Below are 20,551 nucleotides of genomic sequence, written 5' to 3'. Positions count from 1 at the left end.
GAGCCCGCTTTAGCGGGCGTCTCGAAGCATAAGGCCGCTTACTCCGCCGCCAGACGGGTGCCGCCGAGCCAGCCGTCGAGGTCGGCCAGCGCGCGGCCGGTATAGAGCTTCTTGCGCTCGCGACCCTTGATGCGCTTCTTCGGGTCGGGGTCCTGCTCCGGCTCCGGGAACAGGCCGAAATTCACGTTCATCGGCTGAAACGTCTCGGCATCGGCACCGCCGGTGATATGGCCCAGCAGTGCGCCCAGCGCCGTGGTCGGCGGTGGCGGGGCGATCTCCCGGCCCAGCCGTTCGGCGGCGGCGAAGCGCCCGGCCAGCAACCCGATGGCCGCGCTTTCGACATAGCCCTCGACACCGGTGACCTGCCCGGCGAAGCGCAGGCGCGGCATCGCCTTCAGCCGCAGGCCGCCATCCAGCAGCTTCGGCGAGTTCAGGAAGGTGTTGCGGTGCAGCCCGCCCAGCCGGGCGAATTCCGCATTCTGCAGGCCGGGGATCATGCGGAACACGCGGGTCTGTTCGGCATATTTCAGTTTGGTCTGGAAGCCGACCAGATTATACAGCGTTCCCAGCGCGTTATCCTGGCGGAGCTGAAGCACCGCATAAGGCCGCCGTCCGGTATTGGGGTCCGTAAGGCCCACCGGCTTCATCGGCCCGAAGCGCAGCGTATCGACGCCGCGCGACGCCATGACCTCAATCGGCAGGCAGCCCTCGAAATAGGGAGTGTCCTTCTCCCATTCCTTGAATTCGGTCTTCTCACCGTCCAGTAGCGCCTGGATGAAGGCGATATACTCATCCTTCTCGAACGGGCAGTTGATGTAATCCTTGCCGGTGCCGCCGGGCCCGACCTTGTCGTAGCGCGACTGATACCAGGCGCGGGAGAAGTCGATGCTCTCCTTATAGACGATGGGGGCGATGGCATCGAAGAAGGACAGCGAGCTTTCGTCGGTCAGGTCGCGGATCGCCTCGGCCAGCGCCGGCGAGGTGAGGGGACCGGTCGCCAGGATGACGCTGTCCCAGTCGGTTGGCGGCAGGCCGGCGATCTCCCCGCGCTCGATGGTGATCAGCGGATGCGATTCCAGCGCTTGCGTGACGGCACCGGCAAAGATGTCCCGGTCCACGGCCAGCGCGCCGCCCGCCGGCAGCTTCGCGCCGTCACCGGAGCGCAGGATCAGCGAGCCGCAGCGGCGCATCTCCTCATGCAGCAGGCCGACCGCGTTGTACTCGGCATCGTCGGAGCGGAAGGAGTTGGAGCAGACCAGTTCGGCCATCCGGTCGGTCTGGTGCGCATCCGTGGCGCGCACCGGGCGCATTTCGTGCAATACGACCGGGACACCGGCCTCGGCCAGCTGCCAGGCGGCTTCCGATCCGGCCAGACCGCCGCCGACGACATGCACCGGTTGGATCATGATTCGTTCTCGCTCCGCAAAGGGGGAATAGGTGTTGCGGCAAACAGATAGGCCATCAAGGGCGGATACGCAACCGCACCACATTCGATGTTGCTAATTCACTGGCGGGGCTACCATTAGGAACTTGCTTACTGTTTGTGTGGTTTCCTGCATACTCGATCATTGGGAAAACTGCTGACGCAGACAGGCCGCAGAATGCCGAAATCGGAATTCTACCAGACAGTGCCGGAGGTTACGGGAGAGCAGGGCGCCCGCAAGCAGAGCTTCTACGACTCTTATTCCAAGCAGAAGCTCGATCCTTCCGATCCAGCAATCTTTCGCAACAGTCTGCTCGACTTCGTGCGCTCCAACAAGCTGGTAGCCGACGCGCTGATCGCCGGCAATGTCCAGATGCTGGGCTTTTCGGAAGTGCGCAAGAGCTTCGGCGAGCGCTGGCCATCGATCAAGGACAAGATCCTGCTGCTGGCCGAGACGGTCATCAAGAAACATACCGGTCCTGCCGACGCCTTCCTTATGGTTAACGAAGAACAGATCGTGATTCTGTTCGGTGGCGGCGACAAGGAGAAGGCGACCAGAAGTTCGGAAAAGATCGCCCGCGAGATCAACGAAAAGCTGAGCGGCGTTTCCGGGATCAAGGAAGGGCTGGTGACCTGTCGCGCGCTGGTCCTGGAGCTGGACCCGAAGACCCCCATCGAGGCGCTGACGACGCCGGAGGGCCTGTCGCAGACGGTCGATGCCGCGCAGAAGAAGGAAGAGGATGTCGAGAGGCAGCACTTCGAGGCGCTGCGCAGCGAGCTGCACGTCTCCTACTGGCCGATGGCGAATATCCGCAAGAAGCTGATCTCGGCCTACAGCGCCAGTGTCATCCTGCCGATCTGGAAGGCCTCGGGCGAGGAGCAGACCCATACCGGCGTGTTCAACTGCGAACTTGATTGCTACATGCTGACACAGGCCGGCGAAGCGCTGATGCGTGTCGGCCGCCAGCGCCGGGCCCTGCTAATCGTGCCGGTACATTTCGATACGCTGGCGACGAAGCCGCTGCGCCAGCAATTCATCGCGGCGTGCCAGCTGCTGCCCCGGCTTTCCTCCAAGCGTATCCTGCTGGAGATTGTCGATCTGGCCGAAGGCGTGCCGCAGGGAAGGCTGCACACGCTGCTGTCCTTTGTCGGCCCGTTCTTCGCCGGTTTCGTCGCGCGCCAGCCGCTCAGCTTCCGCACGCCGGAGCGGTTCGTCGGTCTGAAGATGATGGCAGTTGCCGCCGATGGCAGCCATGTCGGCACGCCGGCCCGCGACGATGTGGAGCGCATGCAGGGCTTCGCCAAGGCCTGCGGCAAGGCACGGATGCGCAGCATCTTCTATGGTGCCAGCACCTTCGAGGCGGCGACAGCGGCGCGGCGCTGCAACTACGATTATCTGCAGGGCGCCGCTGTCGCGCCTGCCGTCGCCGATCCCGGGCGGGTCTATCTGCTGAAATAGCCCGCCCGCAGGTCCTTAGGCCTTGGTTTTGGCCAGGGCCTGGTCGAGATCCGCCATGATGTCCTCCGCCGTCTCGATGCCGATGGACAGTCGCACCACGTCCGGTCCGGCGCCGGCGGCGATCTGCTGCGGCTCCGTCAGCTGCCGGTGCGTGGTCGAGGCCGGATGGATGATGAGCGAGCGTGTATCGCCGATATTCGCCAGATGCGACAGCAACTCGCAGCCCTCGACCAGTTTCACGCCGGCCTCGTACCCGCCGCGTACGCCGAAGGTGAACACCGAGCCGGCGCCCTTCGGCAGGTACTTGCGGGCCAGCGCATGGTGCTTGCTGCTGGGCAGGCCGGCATAGGACACCCAGGCAACCTGCGGGTGGTCCTCCAGGAACTCCGCCACCTTCTGCGCATTCTCGACATGGCGCTGCATGCGCAGCGGCAGGGTCTCGATGCCGGTGATGGTGAGATAGGCGTTCATCGGCGCCATGGTCGGCCCGAGGTCGCGCAGCCCCATCGCATGGCCATAGATGGTGAAGGCGAGATCGCCGAAGGTCTCGTAGAAATTCAGCCCGTGATAGGCCGGCTCCGGCGTGGTCAGCGATTTGAACTTGTCGTTCTGCGCCCAGTCGAATTTGCCGGAATCGACGACGGCGCCGCCCATCGCATTGCCATGGCCGGACAGGAACTTGGTGGTGGAGTGCACAACGATGTCGGCGCCATACTCGATGGGCCGGCACAGATAGGGCGTCGCCATCGTGTTGTCGACAATCAGCGGCACGCCGGCCTCGTGCGCGATGTTCGCCACCGCCTCGATATCGACGATTACGCCGCCCGGATTGGCCAGGCATTCGACGAAGATCGCCTTCACCTTGGGCGTCATCGCCTTGCGGAAATTCTCCGGATCGTCCGCATCCACGAAGATCGCGTTCCAGCCGAACTTCTTGAAGCTGCGGGAAAACTGCGTAATCGACCCGCCATAGAGCTTGCTTGCGGCCAGGAATTCGTCGCCCGGCTCCATGAAGGAGAAGAAGGCCAGCAGCTGCGCGGCATGGCCGGAGGCGACGCAGGTGGCGCCACGGCCGCCTTCCAGGCTGGCGATGCGTTCCTCCAGCACCGCCACGGTCGGGTTGGTCAGGCGCGAATAGATGTTGCCGAAGGCCTGCAGGTTGAACAGCGAGGCGGCGTGATCGACATCGTCGAACACATAGGCCGTGGTCTGGTAGATCGGCGTGGAGCGCGCGCCCGTCGCAGGATCGGGAGCGGCGCCGGCATGCACCGCGAGCGTATCGAAACCGGGCTTGGTGTTGGTCATGGCGGATTCCTGAATCTGCTTGGTGTTTCAGTTTTTATTTCGTCACCCTCGGGCTTGACCCAAGGGTCCAACTGTCTGTGCGGTTCGCTCGGTCAATGGATGGTCGGATCAAGTCCGACCATGACGAAGGAAAATTACTTCTTCTCCGGCAGTTTGCGGCGTTTCGAGGAGATGACGCCGGAATTGAAACCGTGCCAGCCCAGCTCGCCGTTCAGCCTGCCATATTCGATCTTCGGGCAGCGGTTCATGATGACGGTCAGGCCGGCGGCCTCGGCCCGTTCGGCGGCCTCGTCATTGCGCACGCCCAGCTGCATCCACACCACTTTCGCACCGATGGCGATCGCCTCATCGGTGATCGGCCCGGCGGCGGCAGAATTGCGGAACACATCCACCATGTCGATCTTTTCGGGGATGTCGGCGAGGCTGGCATAGACCGTCTCACCCAGAATCTCGTCGCCCGCGACCTTCGGGTTCACCGGAATGACGCGGTAGCCCTTGGACTGCAGATACTTCATCGCGAAGTAGGAGGGGCGGTTCCAGTCCGGGCTGGCACCGACCATGGCGATTACCTTCACCTCGCGCAGGATCCGGCGGATCAGCGCATCGGGGTAAGTCTCATGATTGCCCTTCTCGAAGGACGGCTTCATGGCATTGGCGAACATAATTGCTTCCTGTCCTAACGACCCTGCCAGACCCTACCGTCCTTGCCAGACTGGTCGGCGCTTCTCGATAAAGGCATCGATGCCTTCGCCGGCATCCCGGGCCAGCATGTTCTCGGTCATCACCTTGCTGGCATAGTCGTAGGCATCCGACAGCCCCAGTTCAAGCTGCCTGTAGAAGGCTTCCTTGCCGATCTTCAGCACCAGCGGCGATTTGGCAGCGATTTTGCCGGCCATCTCCGTGATCGCCGCTTCCAGCTCCGCCTCCGGCACCGCCTGGTTGATCAGGCCGAATTCCAGCGCACGGGAGGCCGGCACCATTTCGCCCAGCAGCAGCATCTCCATCGCCTGCTTGCGGCCGATATTGCGCGACAGCGCCACCATCGGCGTCGAACAGAACAGCCCAATATTCACGCCCGGCGTGGCGAAGCGGGCAGTATCGGCGGCGATGGCGAGATCGCAGGAAGCGACAAGCTGGCAGCCCGCCGCCGTGGCGATGCCATGCACCCGCGCGATTACCGGCTGCGGCAGGCGGACGACAGCCTGCATCATCCGGCTGCAGGCGGAAAAGGTCTTCTCGTAGAAGGCACGGCCCGGATTGGCGCGCATCTCCTTCAGGTCATGGCCGGCACAGAAAGCCGGGCCATTGCCGGCGATCACCACCGCCTTGACCGAGGCATCGCCGGCGATCACCTCCAGCTCGTCGATCACCGCGGTCATCAGGGCGAGGGACAGCGCGTTGCGCGCCTGCGGGCGGTTCAGGATCAGCGCCGCGATGCCGCCGCTGTCGCTGCGCAGCAGAATATCCTCGTCGCCGACATTGGGGGCAGGATGGGCCATGACGCGTCTCCCTGATCTTATTCTCCATACCGAGTCTGGCGTCCGGCACCGGATCGCGCAAGTATCGAGAAAACAGGAGAGGAATGCCAAAAGATGAGCAGGGTCACGCCGGAAGAGCTGGACCGCATCGCGCGGGAGGAGGTGCCCTATGTCGGGCAGCTGGGCGTGCGCTTCGAGAATGTTGGCGACGGCGAGGTGACCGCCCGCCTGCCGTTCCGTGACGATCTGCTGCGCCCCGGCGGCACCATCACTGGCCCGGCCATGATGGGGCTGGCCGACATCGTCATGTATGGCTGCGTGCTCAGCCGCATCGGTGTCGTGAAGCTGGCCGTCACCACCAACCTGACCGCCAATTTCCTGAAGCGACCGAAGCCCGGTGACCTGATCGCGAGGGGCCGGCTGCTGAAATGCGGGCGGCGTCTGGCCTATGGCGAGGTGTCGATTTTCTCCGACGGCGATAGCGAACCGGTGTGCCATGTGACCTCCACCTACTCGATTCCACCGGAAAACAAGGCCTCCTGAGCGCGGTATTATAATACCATTTTTCTAACTCATTGAAATTACGCCATTATTTTTGCATCAGCCGCCGCTTTTTCGATTGACCGGAAATCGGCGCTTCTATAGACATGCGTCCTCAAGCGAGGGGTATCCCTCTCATCGCGTTTCCAGCCTATTGGGGCAGATATGAAGACCTACTCCGCCAAGCCGTCGGAGATCGAGAAGAAGTGGGTCCTGATCGACGCTGAAGGCGTCGTTCTGGGCCGGCTCGCCTCGGTCATCGCCATGCGCCTGCGTGGCAAGCACAAGCCGACCTTTACCCCGCATATCGACACCGGTGACAACATCATCGTCGTCAATGCCGAGAAGGTGAAGCTGACCGGCAAGAAGCTGACCGACAAGAAGTTCTACTGGCATACCGGTCATCCGGGCGGCATCAAGGAGCGGACCATGGGTCAGATCCTGGGCGGCCGCTTCCCGGAGCGCGCCATCCAGAAGGCGGTCGAGCGCATGATCTCCAAGGGCCCGCTGCGCAACAAGCTGATGGGCAACCTGAAGGTATATGCCGGCACCGAGCACCCGCACGAGGCGCAGCAGCCGGAGGTTCTGGACCTCGCGGCGATGAATTCGAAGAACAAGAGGAGTGCCTAATCCATGACCACTGTCGAGAATCAGGGCATGGACGCGCTGAAGGACCTGGTGTCCGAGGCGGTCGAGGCCGCTCCGGCCGAGCCGAAGATCGATGCGCAGGGCCGCGCCTACGGCACGGGCCGCCGCAAGAACGCCATCGCCCGCGTCTGGGTGAAGCCGGGCAACGGCCGCGTCGTCGTGAATGGCCGCGACCAGAAGGAATATTTCGCCCGTCCGGTGCTGCAGCTCATCGTGCGCCAGCCCTTCGAGGCCGCTGGCCGCGTTGACCAGTATGACGTGATCTGCACCGTTACCGGTGGCGGCCTGTCCGGCCAGGCCGGCGCCGTGCGTCACGGCATCAGCCGCGCGCTCATCAATTTCGAGCCGGCGCTGCGTGGCGCGCTGAAGCAGGGCGGGTTCCTGACCCGTGACAGCCGCGTCGTCGAGCGTAAGAAGTACGGCCGTGCCAAGGCGCGACGTAGCTTCCAGTTCTCGAAGCGTTAAGTCCCTCAAGGGATACGACTACCGGAAACGGGGCGTCCCAGCAGGGGCGCCCCGTTTTTCGTTGTGTCATCACGGTTTCGCTGTTTTGTTGCACACTGTTCGCCACTAGACCGGCGGCATAGGGAAGGAGAGTAAGATGACGGCATCGTCGAACCACATCCGGGTCGGCATTCTGGGAGCCAGCGGCTACACCGGGGCCGAACTGATCCGCCTGCTGGCGCAGCATCCTTCCACCCGAATCACCCTGCTGACCGGCGACCGCGCCGCCGGCAAGCCGCTGGGCGAGGTGTTCCCGCATCTGGCCTATCTCGACCTGCCGGTGCTGACCAAGATCGAGGATGCCGATTACAGCCAGTGCGACCTGGTATTCTGCGCGCTGCCGCACGGCACCACGCAGGAAGTCATTGCCGCCCTGCCGACGCATTTGAAGGTCGTGGATCTGTCGGCCGACTTCCGGCTGCATGACGTCGATACCTATGCTGAATGGTACGGCCATGCGCATCTGGCGCCGGACCTGCAGAAGGAAGCCGTGTACGGCATCACCGAGCTGGCCCGCGATGCGGTCGCCAAGGCCCGGCTGGTGGCGAACCCCGGCTGCTACCCGACAGCCGCCCAGCTGCCGCTGGTGCCGCTGGTCGAGGCCGACCTGATCGATGCCGACGATATCGTGATTGACGCCAAGTCGGGCGTGTCGGGCGCCGGCCGGGCCGCGAAGGAAGGCTCGCTCTTCACCGAGGTGACCGAGGGCATCCATGCCTACAGCGTTGCCAAGCACCGGCACGCGCCGGAGATCGAGCAGGGGCTGACCAAGGCCGCCGGCCGGCCGATCCTCGTGAACTTCACGCCGCACCTGATGCCGATGAGCCGCGGCATCCTCTCCACCACCTATGTGAAGCTGGCTGGCGGTGCATCGCCCGCCGACCTGCGCGAGGCCATTGCCAGTCGCTATCAGGGCGAGCCCTTTGTGCGGGCGCTGCCGATGGGACAGGTGCCGGCGACCCGGCATGTGCGTGGCTCCAACCACACGCTGATCGGCGTCGTCGCTGACCGGATCAAGGGGCGGGCGATCATCGTCTCCGCCATCGACAATCTGGTGAAGGGCGCGTCCGGCCAGGCGGTGCAGAACATGAACGTTATGGCTGGCTTGCCGGAAACCACGGCGCTGATGCAGCCGCCGATGTTCCCGTAACGGAGAAATGATGCCGATGTCCGCCCTGATCCTGCCCTATAAGGGCGTCACCCCGACGATCGACCCGTCCGCCTTCATCGCCCCGAACGCGGCGATCATCGGCGATGTCGAGATCGGGGCGGAATCGAGCATCTGGTTCTCCTGTACGCTACGCGGCGACATTCAGGTCATCCGCGTCGGCAAACGCACCAACATCCAGGACGGCACGGTCGTGCATGTTCAGGGCCGGGGGCTGGGTTGTTTCGTCGGCGACGAGGTGACGGTCGGCCATACCGCGATCCTGCACGCCTGCACGCTGCATGACCGCAGCTTCGTCGGCATGCAGGCCTGCGCAATGGATGGCAGCGTGATCGAGAGCAATGCCATGCTGGCCGCCGGCGCGCTGCTCACCCCCGGCAAGCGCATTCCCACCGGCCAGCTCTGGGCCGGGCGGCCGGCGCGCTATTTACGTGACCTCACCGAGGCGGATATTGCGGAAATCGCCGATTCGGCGCGGCGCTATGCCGAAACAGCCAAGGCGCACCACGCCTCCTACGGCGAGTAGGACGTACTATTTCAGCGTGACCTTCACGTAGGAACCCGGCGCGTCCTCGATTGCCTTCAGCTTGCCGTCGCCGGGCACGCGGGCGGGAACCTTGCCGCCGCCCTGCTTGCCAACCCAGTCGGCCCAGTCTGTCCACCAGGACCCCGGATGCTGGGTGGCGCTTTCCAGCCACTTGTCCGGGCTCTTCGGCTTGCGGCTGTTGGTCCAGTAGCAATATTTCTGCGCGGCCGGCGGGTTCACCACACCGGCGATGTGGCCGGAGCCGGACAGCACGAACTTCACCGGCCCCTCATAGAGCTGGGTTGCCGCATAAGTCGATTTCCACGGCGCAATATGGTCATCCTTGGCCGACAGGATGTAGGTCGGGGTCTTCACCGTGCGCAGGTCGATCTTCACCCCACCCAGCTTCACGCCGCCCGGCTCCACCAGCTTGTTCTCCTGATAGCATTTGCGCAGGTAGAAGCTGTGCATCTTCGCCGGCAGCCGCGTGGAATCCGAATTCCAGTACAGCAGGTCGAAGGGGAAGGGCTCCTTGCCCAGCAGGTAATTGTTCACGACGAAGGACCAGATCAGGTCATTCGCGCGCAGCATGTTGAAGGTCGTCGCCATGGCCGAACCGTCGAGATAGCCCTTTTCGTCCATCATCGATTCCAGCGTGTGCAGCTGTTCCTCATCGATGAAGACGGACAGCTCCCCGGCCTCGGCGAAATCCACCATGGTCGTGAAGTAGGTGATCGACTTGATGCGCTCATCCTTCTTCGCGGTCATGTAGGCGAGGGTAGCGGCCATCAGCGTACCGCCGATGCAGTAGCCGATGGCGTTCACCTCCTTCTCGCCGGTTGCCTTCTCGATGGCGCCGAGGGCGGCCAGCGGCCCTTCGAGCATGTAATCCTCGAAGCTTTTCTGCGCCATATCCTCGTCCGGATTGACCCAGGAGATGACGAACACCGTCAGCCCCTGCGACACCGCCCAGCGGATGAAGGAATTCTTCTCGCGCAGATCCAGGATGTAATATTTGTTGATCCAGGGCGGCACGATCAGCAGCGGCCGGCGGTGCACTTCCTCGGTTGTCGGGCTGAATTGCAGCAGCTGCATCAGGTCATTCTGGAAGACGACCTTGCCGGGCGCCGTGGCGATGTTCTCGCCAACCTTGAAGGCATCCATGTCGGTCATCTTGATCGCCAGCTTGCCCTTGCCGCGTTCCAGGTCGGACAGCAGGTTCTCCAGGCCCTTCACCAGATTCTCGCCGCCGCTCTCGACGGTCGCGCGCAGCACCTCCGGATTGGTCATCACGAAGTTGGAGGGCGCCATCGCATCGACGAACTGGCGTGTATAGAAATCGACCTTCTGCGCGGTCTTCGCATCCAGCCCCTCGACCTCATGAACCGTGGACTGCATCCAGCGCGCGGTCAGCAGGTAGGACTGCTTGATGAAGTCGAAGACGTAATTCTCTTCCCAGGCCGGGTCCTTGAAGCGGCGGTCGCCCGTGTCGGGCGCGACCATAGGCGGCACTTCCTCCTCGCCCAGGAAGCGCTTGCTGGCATTCTGCCAGAGCTGCATGTAATCCTGCCAGAGGGCCAGCTGCGACTGCATCAGCCGCGTCGGATCGCCCATCATCTTCGCGGTCATTTCCAGGAAGGCCTGGCCGATATTCAGTGGATCGGCGGAGCCGGCTTGCCCGTTCGAGGCCGCCTGCTTTTCCAGATAGGCCGCGATCAGCTTCTGGCTGCGCTCGGCGATACTGCTCATGGATTGGGAGAGCTGTACTGGATCCGGGACTTTTGTCGTCGTGTCCGATTTGTCGTTCATCTCTTGCACCAATGCAGTTCTATTGTAGTTTATAGCATTTATTTTATATATTTATTACGCCGCGCCCGATGGCCTCAGTCTTTGTAATTCTATTATATTATCCTGATCGTGGCGAGGTTAAGGGAATTCGTGGCAAGATTCGTGCGTTCGTATGTGCGATATGGTCTTGAGGCTCCGCCATGCTTGCCGGATGTGATATAAGCCGTTAATCCAATAGAAAAATTGCACTGACCGGGGGATGCAGATGCGGCGGCAACGCAGGCAGGGACGCGGAGCGAAGATCGGATTGATGGCAACGGCCGGCCTTATTCTGCTTGCCGGATGTTCCTCGGTCCCGGATGCGGTCAATCCGGTGGAATGGTACAAGGGTGCTACCGGCCTGTTCGAGGACGATGCTGCCCCGGCAAAGGATCAGGCGGCCAAGGAGCAGACCGCCAGCGACTCCTCATATCCGAACCTCGCCTCGGTTCCCGCGCGTCCGACCGATATCAGCACGCCCAGCGAACGCCGCGCGGCACAGCAGGGGCTCGTTGCTGACCGCGAGCAGGCCCGCTACACCGACCAGCAACCCTCCAACGCGGTGACGACCGGCAGCGGCCAGGTCTCCACCTCGACGACGTCAACCGCCCGGACCGAGGCCAGGCCACCGGCCCCGCCGGCTGTCGCTCCGGCGCCAACGGCACCTGCGGCTGCTCCCGCGGCTGCCGAACCTGCTCCTGCGGCGGCAGCACCATCCGCCCCGCCGGCCGCCCGTATCGCGCCGCGTGCCGAATCGTCGGAAACGGTCTCCGCCGGTGCGGCGATGATGGAACGCCGCCGCCAGGAAGTGCTGGCCGAGCGGGCCGCCGCCAGGAGCACCGACAGCACGCCCCAGCAGTCTTCCGGGCAATCCTCCGGACAGGTTGCTGAGCAGCCCCGCGCCACGACCCCGCAGCCGGAAGCACGGCTGGAAGCGCCTGTCACCAGGACCGAGACGGCCCAGGCGCCAACGGCGTCGGCGCCGGCGGCACCGACAGCGGCCGAGGTGTATCGCGAACAGTTCGCCCGTTCCGCAGCACCTGTGGCCACGCGCAGCACCGAGGCACAGCCGGCGGCAACCGAACTCGCTGCCCCGGCACCCACGGGCAAGGCCGGCATCTCCTATCTCGCGGCGACCATCCTGTTCGGCCATGGCTCGACCACGCTCGACCCGTCGGAGAGCGACAGCCTGCGCAAGGTCGCGGCCGAGCATCGCAAGACCGGCGGCACGCTGCGTATTGTCGGCCATGCCAGCAGCCGGACCACAGACATGCGCCCGCTGCAGCATCAGCTTGCCAATTTCCAGGTTTCCGTGAGCCGCGCCGAAGCGGTGGCTCAGGAACTGCGGCGCCTTGGCGTGCCGGCAAAGTCGATGGAGGTCGTCGGCGTCGGCGACAGCCAGCCGATCTATTACGAGGTCATGCCAGCGGGCGAGGCGGGGAATCGCCGGGTGGAAATCTTCGTCGATTACTGACCGCTTCGCCTTACCTTCGGTAATCGACTTTTGCCGCGTCCGGCGCTAAATAGGGCGCCATCATCGACTGGCCGTTCTTTACCGTTCCATATTCGCCATCTGGGGTTTCATGTCCATTCCATCGCTTACGGCGCCGGCTGTCGCGCCGCACCATGACATAACGAGGCTGGCATGAGCGGTGATCTGCGTATTGGTATTGCCGGCCTCGGCACGGTTGGCGGCGGTGTCGCGAAGCTGCTGCGCGACCAGGCCGACCTGCTCGCCGCACGTTGCGGCCGCACCATCCGGGTCACCGCTGTTGCCGCACGTGACAAGGCGAAGGATCGCGGTGTCGATCTGTCGGCCTGCCGCTGGCATGACGACGCCCGCGCACTCGCCGGCGATCCCGATGTCGATGTCGTGGTCGAGCTGATCGGCGGTTCGGACGGCGTGGCGCGCGAGCTGATCGAGGCTGCCATCGCCGCTGGCAAGCCGGTCGTCACGGCGAACAAGGCGCTGCTGGCGCTGCACGGCACCGTACTCGCCAAAGCTGCCGAAACCGCTGGCGTGCCGCTAGCCTATGAGGCGGCGGTGGCGGGCGGAATCCCGGTCATCAAGGCCCTGCGCGAAGGTCTCGCCGCCAACCGCGTGAAGCGCGTGCACGGCATCCTGAACGGCACCTGCAACTATATCCTGACCACCATGCGCGAGACCGGCCGGGAATTCGCCGACGTGCTGGCCGACGCGCAGAAGCTGGGCTATGCCGAGGCCGATCCCAGCTTCGACGTGGATGGTATCGACGCCGCGCACAAGCTGGCCATCCTCTCCAGCGTGGCGTTCGGGCGGGAACTGGATTTTGCGGGCATCCATGTCGAGGGCATCCGCCATGTCTCGGCGCTGGATCTCGCCTTCGCCGAACAGCTCGGCTACCGCATCAAGCTGCTGGGCATTGCCGGCGTGACGGATCACGGCATCGAACAGCGGGTGCATCCTTGCATGGTGCCGCTGGCCGCCCCCATCGCCCATGTCGAGGGCGTGTTCAACGCCGTCTTCGTAGAGGCGGAACCGGTCGGCAACGTGCTGCTGACCGGGCGCGGGGCCGGCGAGGGGCCGACTGCCTCCGCCGTCGTCGCCGATATCCTGGATATCGCGCGCGGCCACCACGCGCCAGTCCTGGGTTTGCCGCCCTCCCGCCTGGCGCCGGGCGAGACGGCGCCGATGGGCCGGCATTACGGCGCCTATTACATCCGCCTGATGGTGAAGGACCAGCCTGGCGTGATCGCCGATGTGGCCGCCGCCTTCCGCGATAATGCGGTATCGATGGAATCGGTGCTGCAGCAGGCGCGCGACCCGTCCGGACCGGTGCCGGTGGTGATTACCACCCACGAGACCGAGGAAGCGGGTATGATGCGGGCTATCCAGCGGATTGCCGCGCTTGGCAGCGTGGTGGAGCCGCCGCGCCTCATCCGCATCGAAGCGCTCTGATTTTCGTTTAGCGAATAGCAACAAGAAGAAAGCCCAAGGAGCCTAAGACAATGAATGACGGTGCAGCCATGGATCGGAACCTCGCGCTTGAGGTTGTCCGCGTGACCGAGGCCGCCGCGCTGGCCGCATCCCGCCTGATGGGGCGCGGTGACGAAAAGGCTGCCGACCAGGCCGCAGTTACGGCCATGCGGCAGGCGCTGAACGGCCTGTCCATCGACGGCACGGTGGTGATCGGCGAGGGCGAGCGCGACGAGGCGCCGATGCTCTATATCGGGGAGAAGGTGGGCCTTGGCGGCCCGGCCATCGATATCGCGCTCGACCCGCTGGAAGGCACGACCATCACCGCCAAGGGCGGCACCAACGCGATGGCGGTTATCGCCATGGCGGAGAAGGGCGGCTTCCTGCACGCGCCGGACGTCTATATGGACAAGATAGCGGTCGGCGGCGGGCTGCCTGAGGGCGTGGTCGATCTCGACAACAGCCCGGCGGAGAATCTGAAGAACCTGGCCAAGGCGAAGAAGGTCGATGTCGCCGATCTGGTCGCCTGCATCCTGGACCGCCCGCGCCATCAGGAACTGATTGCCAAGGTGCGTGAGGCCGGTGCCCGCATCGTGCTGATCTCCGATGGCGACGTGTCCGGCGTCATGGCGACCTCGCAGTCCGACAGCGGCATCGATATCTATATGGGTCAGGGCGGCTCGCCCGAGGGCGTGCTGGCGGCTGCCGCGCTGCGCTGTATCGGCGGCCAGATGCAGGGCCGGCTTGTGTTCCGCAACGATGACGAGAAGGGACGCGCTGCCAAGGCCGGCATCACCGACCTGAACCGCAAATACTCCATGCTCGACCTCGCCAGCGGCGACGTGATGTTCGCCGCGACCGGCGTCACCGATGGCACGCTGCTGCGCGGCGTGCGCCGCACCCGGAACGGCGGCAGCACCCATTCCATGGTCATGCGCTCGAAGACCGGCACGGTGCGCTTCATCGATGCCCGGCACGACTTCTCCCGCAAGAGCGGCTACGACGGCGACTGACCGGGATGACCGCCCGCGCCGCCTTCCTCGATGTCGAGCGCTCGCTGACCGGGCGACGCTGGACGACCCGAGGGCAGGTGGCGGGTGATACATCGGCACAGCTGGAAGCCGAAAGGGCAGGACTTGCTCTGTCGCAGCGGCTGGGCCTGCCCGAAATACTGGGCCAGGTGCTGGCAGCACGCGGTGTCGGGCTGGATGACGCAGAAGGGTTCCTGAACCCGACCCTGCGGGCCAGCCTGACCGAACCCTATGAGCTGAAGGATATGGCGAAGGCGGCCGACCGGCTGGCCGCCGCCATCCTGCGTGGCGAGAAGATCGCCATCTTCGGCGATTACGATGTCGATGGCGCGACCTCCACGGCGCTGCTGCACCGGTTCCTGACCGCCATCGGCGGCAAGCCGCGCGTCTATATTCCCGACCGCATGGCCGAGGGCTATGGGCCGAACGCCCCGGCACTGCTGGCGCTGAAGCGGGAAGGGGCCGCCGTCTGCATCACTGTCGATTGCGGCATCACCGCCTTCGCCCCGCTGGAAGCGGCCACCGAGGCCGGCCTCGACATGATCGTGGTCGATCATCACGTGGCAGAGCCCTCACTGCCGCGCGCTGTTGCCGTGGTCAATCCCAACCGGCTGGACGAGGACAGTCCACACCGCCAGCTGGCCGCCGTCGGCGTCGCCTTCCTGCTGGTGGTGGCGCTGAACCGCAAGCTGCGGGAGGAGGGCTGGTACCGCACGCGGCCCGAACCCGACCTGCTGCAATGGCTGGATCTGGTCGCCCTGGGCACGGTCTGCGATGTGGTGCCGCTGACCGGCCTGAATCGGGCGCTGGTGGCGCAGGGGCTGAAGGTGCTGGGCTGGCGCAACAATACCGGCCTGCGCGCGTTGTGCGATGTCGCCAAGATCGACGAGCCGGCGGGCACCTATCATCTGGGCTTCCTGCTGGGGCCGCGCGTGAATGCCGGCGGGCGCGTCGGACGCGCCGATCTCGGCACAAGGCTGCTCTCCACCGAGGATGCGGCAGAAGCCGCCGCACTGGCCGCCGAGCTGGACCGCTTCAACACCGAGCGAAAGCTGATCGAGCAGCGGGTACAGGACGAGGCGCTGGCCCAGGTCGAACACCATGCCGACGGGCCGCTGCTGGTGGCGGCGGGCGAGGGCTGGCATTCTGGCGTCATCGGCATCGTCGCCGGCCGGCTGAAGGAACGCTTCCATCGCCCGGCGCTGGTCATCGCCTTCGACGACAAGGGCATCGGCAAGGGGTCCGGCCGCTCGATCGCCGGCTTCGCGCTCGGGCCGGCGGTGATTGCCGCGCATCAGGCCGGCCTGCTGGTGAATGGTGGCGGCCATGCGATGGCTGCCGGCTTCACGCTGGAGCGCGACAAGCTCTCCGCTTTCCGGGATTTCCTGACCGAGCGCGCCGCCGCCTGGCTGGAAGGCGGCGAGGCGACGCCCGTCCTGTCCATCGATGGCGCGCTCAGGCCCGGCGGGGCGACAATAGAGCTGCTGGAAACGCTGGGGCGTGTCGGGCCGTTCGGCGTCGGCAATCCGGAACCGCGCTTCGCCTTCCCGGCAGCACGCATCCTGGGCGCCGATGTGGTGGGGGAGAACCATGTGCGCTGCCAGCTGGGCGATGCCGATGGCCGGCGACTGAAGGCCATCGCCTTCCGGGCTCTGGACAGCGGGCTGGGCGAGGCGCTGCTGAAGGCCGGCTCCATGCCGCTGCATGTGGCCGGGCATCTCCGCATCGACCGCTGGCAGGGCAATGAGAAGGTGCAGCTGCTGATCGATGACGCGGCAAAGGCGCGGTAATCCGGGGCCGAAAGAAGCCGGAAACCGGCGGGCGGAATTTAACCACGGAATTTCGCCTTTCGTTCTTGATTTTCCGCCCCGAGCCAGTATGTTCCTCCGCGCACAGCGTCTCGACGTCCCCATCGTCTAGAGGCCTAGGACACCGCCCTTTCACGGCGGCGACAGGGGTTCGAATCCCCTTGGGGACGCCATCACCTTTTATTTTATATATTTCAATAACTTAACGGCTCGTGCGAGAACCGCTGTGGGAACTCGTGTGGGAACTCACGGGCAGTCATTTTTTTGCGCGTTGAGTGTGTGTTCTCGAAACCTTTTAAGGTGCCACCGGGAACGCATCGGAATATTGCCTTTATTCCCTTTGAGTTTGGTGATCTTTCTAGGACTTCGCGGTTAGCTCGCGGCTTCGGCTTTTGCCGCTGAGAGCGATTTTTCTCGTTGCGACTCGTATAGCCGGCAGGCGCAGGTGGCTATCAGCAGGCCGATCAACATGGAGGCCAGCGTGTGGGTCAGAAAATGCTGGCCGCGCGCCATTTGATAAAAGCCCATGGTCCAGCCCGTCGCCATGCCGGGTGCATAGAACAGCCAGCGCGGCAGGGGGGCTACCCAGCCGGAGGCGCCTGCAAGCAGGGTAAGGCCGAACAGGCCAAAACCGCCTGCAGCATGGCCGGCCGGCCAGCAGCGCAGGTTCGGCTCGAACGGTGCCAGCGCATAGAGCCGGTCCCAGATCGTCACTCCGAACCGGTTGCCGCCGAGCAGCATATCCTGTGCGGGACAGGATACCCCGGTGACCTGTTTCAGCAGGTTGGCGGTGAGCGTAGTCAGCGCCAGAACCAGGATCGCCAGCGCGATGCGGCTGTGATTTTCGCTCCAGCCCCGGCGCCAGCCTGACCAGGCCAGCAGCAGCGCCGCAATGCCGCCACCGATACCGAGCAGGCGCCGGGCACCAGTATAAAGAACGGCGTGTGCCAGCCCGCCTTCTTTCGGCATCAGCCAGTCATTCGCCGTACTGTCATGGAACAGTTCGGCCAGCGCCAGATCGAGCCGGTGCCAGACCGGCACCGCGATCAGGATCAGCAGCAGGCCGAGCAGTAGCTGTATTTCCCAGCCAGAACCGCGCGCAATCCGCCAGCCAGGCACCAGACTCATCGCGGTACCCCGGCCTGTTGGGCGATAAAAGTGTCAGGCAGGCGGCACTCAGCAAGGGCGTCCAGCGGGCGCTTATAGACGTCGGTATCTATATCCAGCAGGCCCAACACCGTATGGAAGATATTGTCATGGCTGAGCGGCCGGTCCCGCGACGCCGCCAGGCAGCCCTGCGCTAGCCGCGTGCGGTGCTGGAAGCCGCCGGAATTCCACCAGATCATCGGTACATGCTTCTGCACCTCCGGCGCGATGGCGTAGGGCAGGCCGTGCAGGAAGGTGCCGCCTTCGCCCAGCGATTCGCCATGATCGGAGACATAGAGCAACGCAGTGTCGATCCGGTCCGAGACGTTGTTCAGCGCGCGGATCGCCTCGGCCAGCACATGGTCCGTGTACAGGATGCTGTTGTCGTAGCTGTTCGTAATCGCCTTGGTTTCGCAGTCCTGGAACTGGCTGGTGTCGCAGGTCGGCGTGAAGCGCCGGAACGCGTCTGTATAGCGCCGGTAATAGGCGGGGCCATGGCTGCCCATCTGGTGCAGCACCACGACCGTATCGCGTTCGAGACTGGCGGCAATGCCGCGCAGCCGTTCGACCAGCAGCATGTCCATGCAGCCTTCCGTATCGCAGTAGGCCTTGTCGGACTCCTGACGGATGGCGAGGGTCTCGGTCGGCACGCGGGCGCACACTCCCTTGCAGCCGGAATTATTCTCCAGCCAGACGACGTCGAGGCCGGCCTTCTGCACAAGGTCGAGCAGGTTCTCCGATGCCTTGGCCTTGGCGGGCGAATAGTCCGCCCGGCCCAGCGGCGAGAAGATGCAGGGCACGGATTCGGCCGTAGAGGTGCCGCAGGAGGCCACCTCGGTAAAACTGACCACCGGCAGTGTGGCCAGCTCCGGATTGGTCATCCGTGCATAGCCGTTCAGCGAGAAATTGGCGGCGCGCGCTGTCTCGCCCAGCACGAAGACGAACAGCAGGGGCTTGCGTTCCGGTGCCTGCCAGCCATTGCCCAGCGAGACCAGCCGGGCGATCGGCGCGGGCGGGCCGCCAGGCGCATGTCGGTCGGTGCCCAGCGCATAGACGGTCGCGGAATAGAGCGCGGTCACCGGGTTCACCATGTGCCGGATCTGCCGGTTGTTGCGCGCCAGCGACGCATAATCCTGAAAGAAGAAGAGGGCGATCAGCCCGATAGCGGCCAGCGAGCCCGCCAGCGCGCCGGCCCGCAGCAGCGCCTCGCGCTTCCAGCCGTGCCGCGTGAGACGCACCCACAGGATGAGGGCCGCCGGCAGCACGCCGGTCAGCAGCATGTGCCAGGCCAGCTGCCAGGACAGCAGGTCGCCAGCCTCGCGCATGTCAGTCTCGACGATGTTCACGATCATCGTCTTCTCGACCAGCACGCCATAGCCATCCATGAAGTAGGAAATGCCGGCGGCGATCAGCACGAGACCGGCCAGGACCGGCTTCAGCAGGCGCGGAAAGGCGACCAGCTGCAACGGCAGGGACAGCAGCACCAGGAAGAACAGCCCCAGCGACCCGAGGAACAGCAAATCATGCAGGGATCGGCCGCTCCAGACCTGGCCGATCTCCTGCCACAGCCGGTGATTATGGACGGCCAGCAGAAAGACCGCGAACAGCAGGACGAGCGTCAGCGGATGCAGGGAAGGGCGGGCCAGAAAAGGGAACGCCAGGGAAGGGAAAGGCAGCTTCGGGCGCATCGGCGGTCCATACGCAGGGGGGAGGCTGGATGAACAACCGATACGCCCGAAAGCTGACGGGAAGCTGAACGCGCCTGAGAGAGGGGAATCAGGCGACGTCCGTTCCCGATGGCGCGCGCTTGCGTCCGGAGATCATTGCGCGCACCAGATTTTCATGGTGTCGCAGGCTGGCCAGGACGATGCCGGCCAGATGCAGGGGCACCAGGATCAGGATGAGGGTGGCGAGGCTCTCATGCACTTCCTCAACCCATTCGACACCCCAGAAGCGGTCGAGCGTTCCCATCCAGCCGGTCAGGGCAGTGCCGGCGATGACGGCGATGAGCGCCAGGATCATCGCCGCACCTGCGGGATTGTGGCCCAGATACCGCCGCTCCCGGCCTGTCAGGATGGCCCGCCCATAGGCAAGGATCGCCGCCGGAGGCCTCAGGAATTGCGAGAACCGCGCATAGCGGCTGCCGATCAGGCCCCAGACCAGCCGGAGCAACAGCAGCCCGCCGATCAGGTAGCCGGTCCACTCATGCAGGGCGTCCCATTCCTCCGCCGACAGCCAGGCGACGGCGATGCTGCCGGCCAGCGTCCAGTGGAACAGGCGCACGAAGCGGTCCCAGACCTTCACACCTGGCTGCCGGATAGGCTCCAGAGCGGGCTGCATAGGCTCAGTCCTTCATCTTCGACTGGATCATCTCCAGCGTCTTCGGGTTGAAATAGGCCTCGATCTTCTTGCCGTTGGCGTCGGTCGCATAGACTTCGTAGCAGCCATCATCGGTCTTCAGGCGCTGGATCTTCCAGCCCTGGGCCTCCAGCTTCGCCTGCAGTTCCTGTGCGGCCTGCCACTCGCCTTTCGGCACGTTGCACTTGTCGCTGGCCAGGGCCGGCAGGGCGGCGGTGCCGATCAGCAGGGCGGCGGCGAGAGCGGTCAGTCGGATACGCATGTCGGTTCTCCTGTAACGGGTGAGGATAATGGCAACCCTGACAGGACTTCCTGACAGCAAGCTGAAGGCCGTTCAGACTGGCGTCAGCCGCCCGGGCTATGCATCCTGCGTA

Annotated in this window: 19 protein-coding genes and 1 tRNA gene; 11 read left to right on the top strand and 9 right to left on the bottom strand. The window is 64.6% G+C overall.

The annotated features are described in order from the left end of the window. Window positions 1-38: 38 nt before the first annotated feature. Window positions 39-1,406 (bottom strand): methylenetetrahydrofolate--tRNA-(uracil(54)-C(5))-methyltransferase (FADH(2)-oxidizing) TrmFO, encoded by a 1,368-nt coding sequence (gene trmFO / locus P24_RS10305; RefSeq protein ID WP_008944656.1) that lies wholly within the window; start codon window positions 1,404-1,406, stop codon window positions 39-41. Window positions 1,407-1,601: 195 nt separating this feature from the next. On the opposite strand from trmFO, the gene P24_RS10300 reads away from it, so the two are divergent. After that, entirely contained in the window at window positions 1,602-2,882 is a 1,281-nt protein-coding gene (locus tag P24_RS10300) for a hypothetical protein (RefSeq protein WP_008944655.1), read from the top strand. A gap of 15 nt (window positions 2,883-2,897) precedes the next feature. On the opposite strand, the gene P24_RS10295 is transcribed toward P24_RS10300, so the two are convergent. The 3 genes from P24_RS10295 to P24_RS10285 form a co-directional block, all read right to left on the bottom strand. Beyond that, complete coding sequence (locus P24_RS10295) at window positions 2,898-4,187, bottom strand: O-acetylhomoserine aminocarboxypropyltransferase (protein ID WP_008944654.1); 1,290 nt, start codon at window positions 4,185-4,187, stop codon at window positions 2,898-2,900. 134 nt (window positions 4,188-4,321) lie between these two features. Further along, the gene (locus P24_RS10290) at window positions 4,322-4,849 is read right to left on the bottom strand and encodes a CoA-binding protein (RefSeq protein WP_008944653.1); all 528 of its coding nucleotides are present in this window, start codon (window positions 4,847-4,849) and stop codon (window positions 4,322-4,324) included. 33 nt (window positions 4,850-4,882) lie between these two features. Continuing rightward, on the bottom strand, window positions 4,883-5,686 hold the full coding sequence (locus tag P24_RS10285; protein ID WP_008944652.1) for an enoyl-CoA hydratase: 804 nt from the start codon (window positions 5,684-5,686) through the stop codon (window positions 4,883-4,885). Between the two features lie 93 nt (window positions 5,687-5,779). Here P24_RS10285 and P24_RS10280 point away from each other — a divergent pair, with 93 nt between their 5' ends. From P24_RS10280 to P24_RS10260, 5 genes are all read left to right on the top strand, one after another. Beyond that, window positions 5,780-6,208 (top strand): PaaI family thioesterase, encoded by a 429-nt coding sequence (locus tag P24_RS10280; protein ID WP_008944651.1) that lies wholly within the window; start codon window positions 5,780-5,782, stop codon window positions 6,206-6,208. Between the two features lie 162 nt (window positions 6,209-6,370). Further along, window positions 6,371-6,835 (top strand): 50S ribosomal protein L13, encoded by a 465-nt coding sequence (rplM, locus tag P24_RS10275; RefSeq protein WP_008944650.1) that lies wholly within the window; start codon window positions 6,371-6,373, stop codon window positions 6,833-6,835. A 3-nt stretch (window positions 6,836-6,838) separates the two neighbouring features. After that, complete coding sequence (rpsI, locus tag P24_RS10270) at window positions 6,839-7,318, top strand: 30S ribosomal protein S9 (protein WP_008944649.1); 480 nt, start codon at window positions 6,839-6,841, stop codon at window positions 7,316-7,318. Between the two features lie 136 nt (window positions 7,319-7,454). Beyond that, entirely contained in the window at window positions 7,455-8,507 is a 1,053-nt protein-coding gene (gene argC, locus P24_RS10265; protein WP_008944648.1) for an N-acetyl-gamma-glutamyl-phosphate reductase, read from the top strand. Between the two features lie 16 nt (window positions 8,508-8,523). Further along, window positions 8,524-9,051, top strand: a complete 528-nt coding sequence (locus P24_RS10260) for a gamma carbonic anhydrase family protein (protein WP_051013125.1) — start codon at window positions 8,524-8,526, stop codon at window positions 9,049-9,051. Window positions 9,052-9,057: 6 nt separating this feature from the next. Here P24_RS10260 and P24_RS10255 read toward each other — a convergent pair whose 3' ends face one another. Next, window positions 9,058-10,800, bottom strand: coding sequence for a PHA/PHB synthase family protein (locus tag P24_RS10255; protein WP_008944646.1), 1,743 nt, complete (start codon window positions 10,798-10,800; stop codon window positions 9,058-9,060). Between the two features lie 349 nt (window positions 10,801-11,149). Here P24_RS10255 and P24_RS10250 point away from each other — a divergent pair, with 349 nt between their 5' ends. The 5 genes from P24_RS10250 to P24_RS10230 all read left to right on the top strand — a co-directional run bounded on the left by P24_RS10250 (window position 11,150) and on the right by P24_RS10230 (window position 16,846). Continuing rightward, entirely contained in the window at window positions 11,150-12,352 is a 1,203-nt protein-coding gene (locus tag P24_RS10250; RefSeq protein ID WP_008944645.1) for an OmpA family protein, read from the top strand. A 171-nt stretch (window positions 12,353-12,523) separates the two neighbouring features. Then, on the top strand, window positions 12,524-13,816 hold the full coding sequence (locus P24_RS10245; protein ID WP_008944644.1) for a homoserine dehydrogenase: 1,293 nt from the start codon (window positions 12,524-12,526) through the stop codon (window positions 13,814-13,816). A gap of 68 nt (window positions 13,817-13,884) precedes the next feature. Then, window positions 13,885-14,847 carry a class II fructose-bisphosphatase gene (glpX, locus tag P24_RS10240; RefSeq protein ID WP_008944643.1) on the top strand — a complete coding sequence of 321 codons (963 nt, stop codon included), beginning with the start codon at window positions 13,885-13,887 and terminating at the stop codon, window positions 14,845-14,847. 5 nt (window positions 14,848-14,852) lie between these two features. Continuing rightward, on the top strand, window positions 14,853-16,655 hold the full coding sequence (gene recJ, locus P24_RS10235; protein WP_008944642.1) for a single-stranded-DNA-specific exonuclease RecJ: 1,803 nt from the start codon (window positions 14,853-14,855) through the stop codon (window positions 16,653-16,655). Between the two features lie 115 nt (window positions 16,656-16,770). Then, a tRNA-Glu gene (locus tag P24_RS10230) sits at window positions 16,771-16,846 on the top strand. Window positions 16,847-17,045: 199 nt separating this feature from the next. Here the strand turns inward: P24_RS10230 and P24_RS10225 are convergent. From P24_RS10225 to P24_RS10210, 4 genes are all read right to left on the bottom strand, one after another. Then, window positions 17,046-17,801 carry a phosphatase PAP2 family protein gene (locus P24_RS10225; protein WP_008944641.1) on the bottom strand — a complete coding sequence of 252 codons (756 nt, stop codon included), beginning with the start codon at window positions 17,799-17,801 and terminating at the stop codon, window positions 17,046-17,048. Beyond that, a complete protein-coding gene (locus P24_RS10220) occupies window positions 17,798-19,507 on the bottom strand; it encodes a phosphoethanolamine transferase (protein WP_008944640.1) in 1,710 nt (569 codons plus the stop codon). Before P24_RS10220 ends, P24_RS10225 begins: the two co-directional genes overlap by 4 nt. A gap of 88 nt (window positions 19,508-19,595) precedes the next feature. Further along, complete coding sequence (locus tag P24_RS10215) at window positions 19,596-20,159, bottom strand: cytochrome b/b6 domain-containing protein (RefSeq protein ID WP_008944639.1); 564 nt, start codon at window positions 20,157-20,159, stop codon at window positions 19,596-19,598. 4 nt (window positions 20,160-20,163) lie between these two features. Then, window positions 20,164-20,439 carry a PepSY domain-containing protein gene (locus P24_RS10210; protein WP_008944638.1) on the bottom strand — a complete coding sequence of 92 codons (276 nt, stop codon included), beginning with the start codon at window positions 20,437-20,439 and terminating at the stop codon, window positions 20,164-20,166. Window positions 20,440-20,551 lie beyond the last annotated feature (112 nt).

The sequence above is a fragment of the Oceanibaculum indicum P24 genome, assembly GCF_000299935.1.
GTDB classification, from domain to species: domain Bacteria; phylum Pseudomonadota; class Alphaproteobacteria; order Oceanibaculales; family Oceanibaculaceae; genus Oceanibaculum; species Oceanibaculum indicum.
The sequence above is the reverse complement of the archived record's forward strand: the minus strand, read 5'-3'. Positions and strand labels throughout refer to the sequence as shown.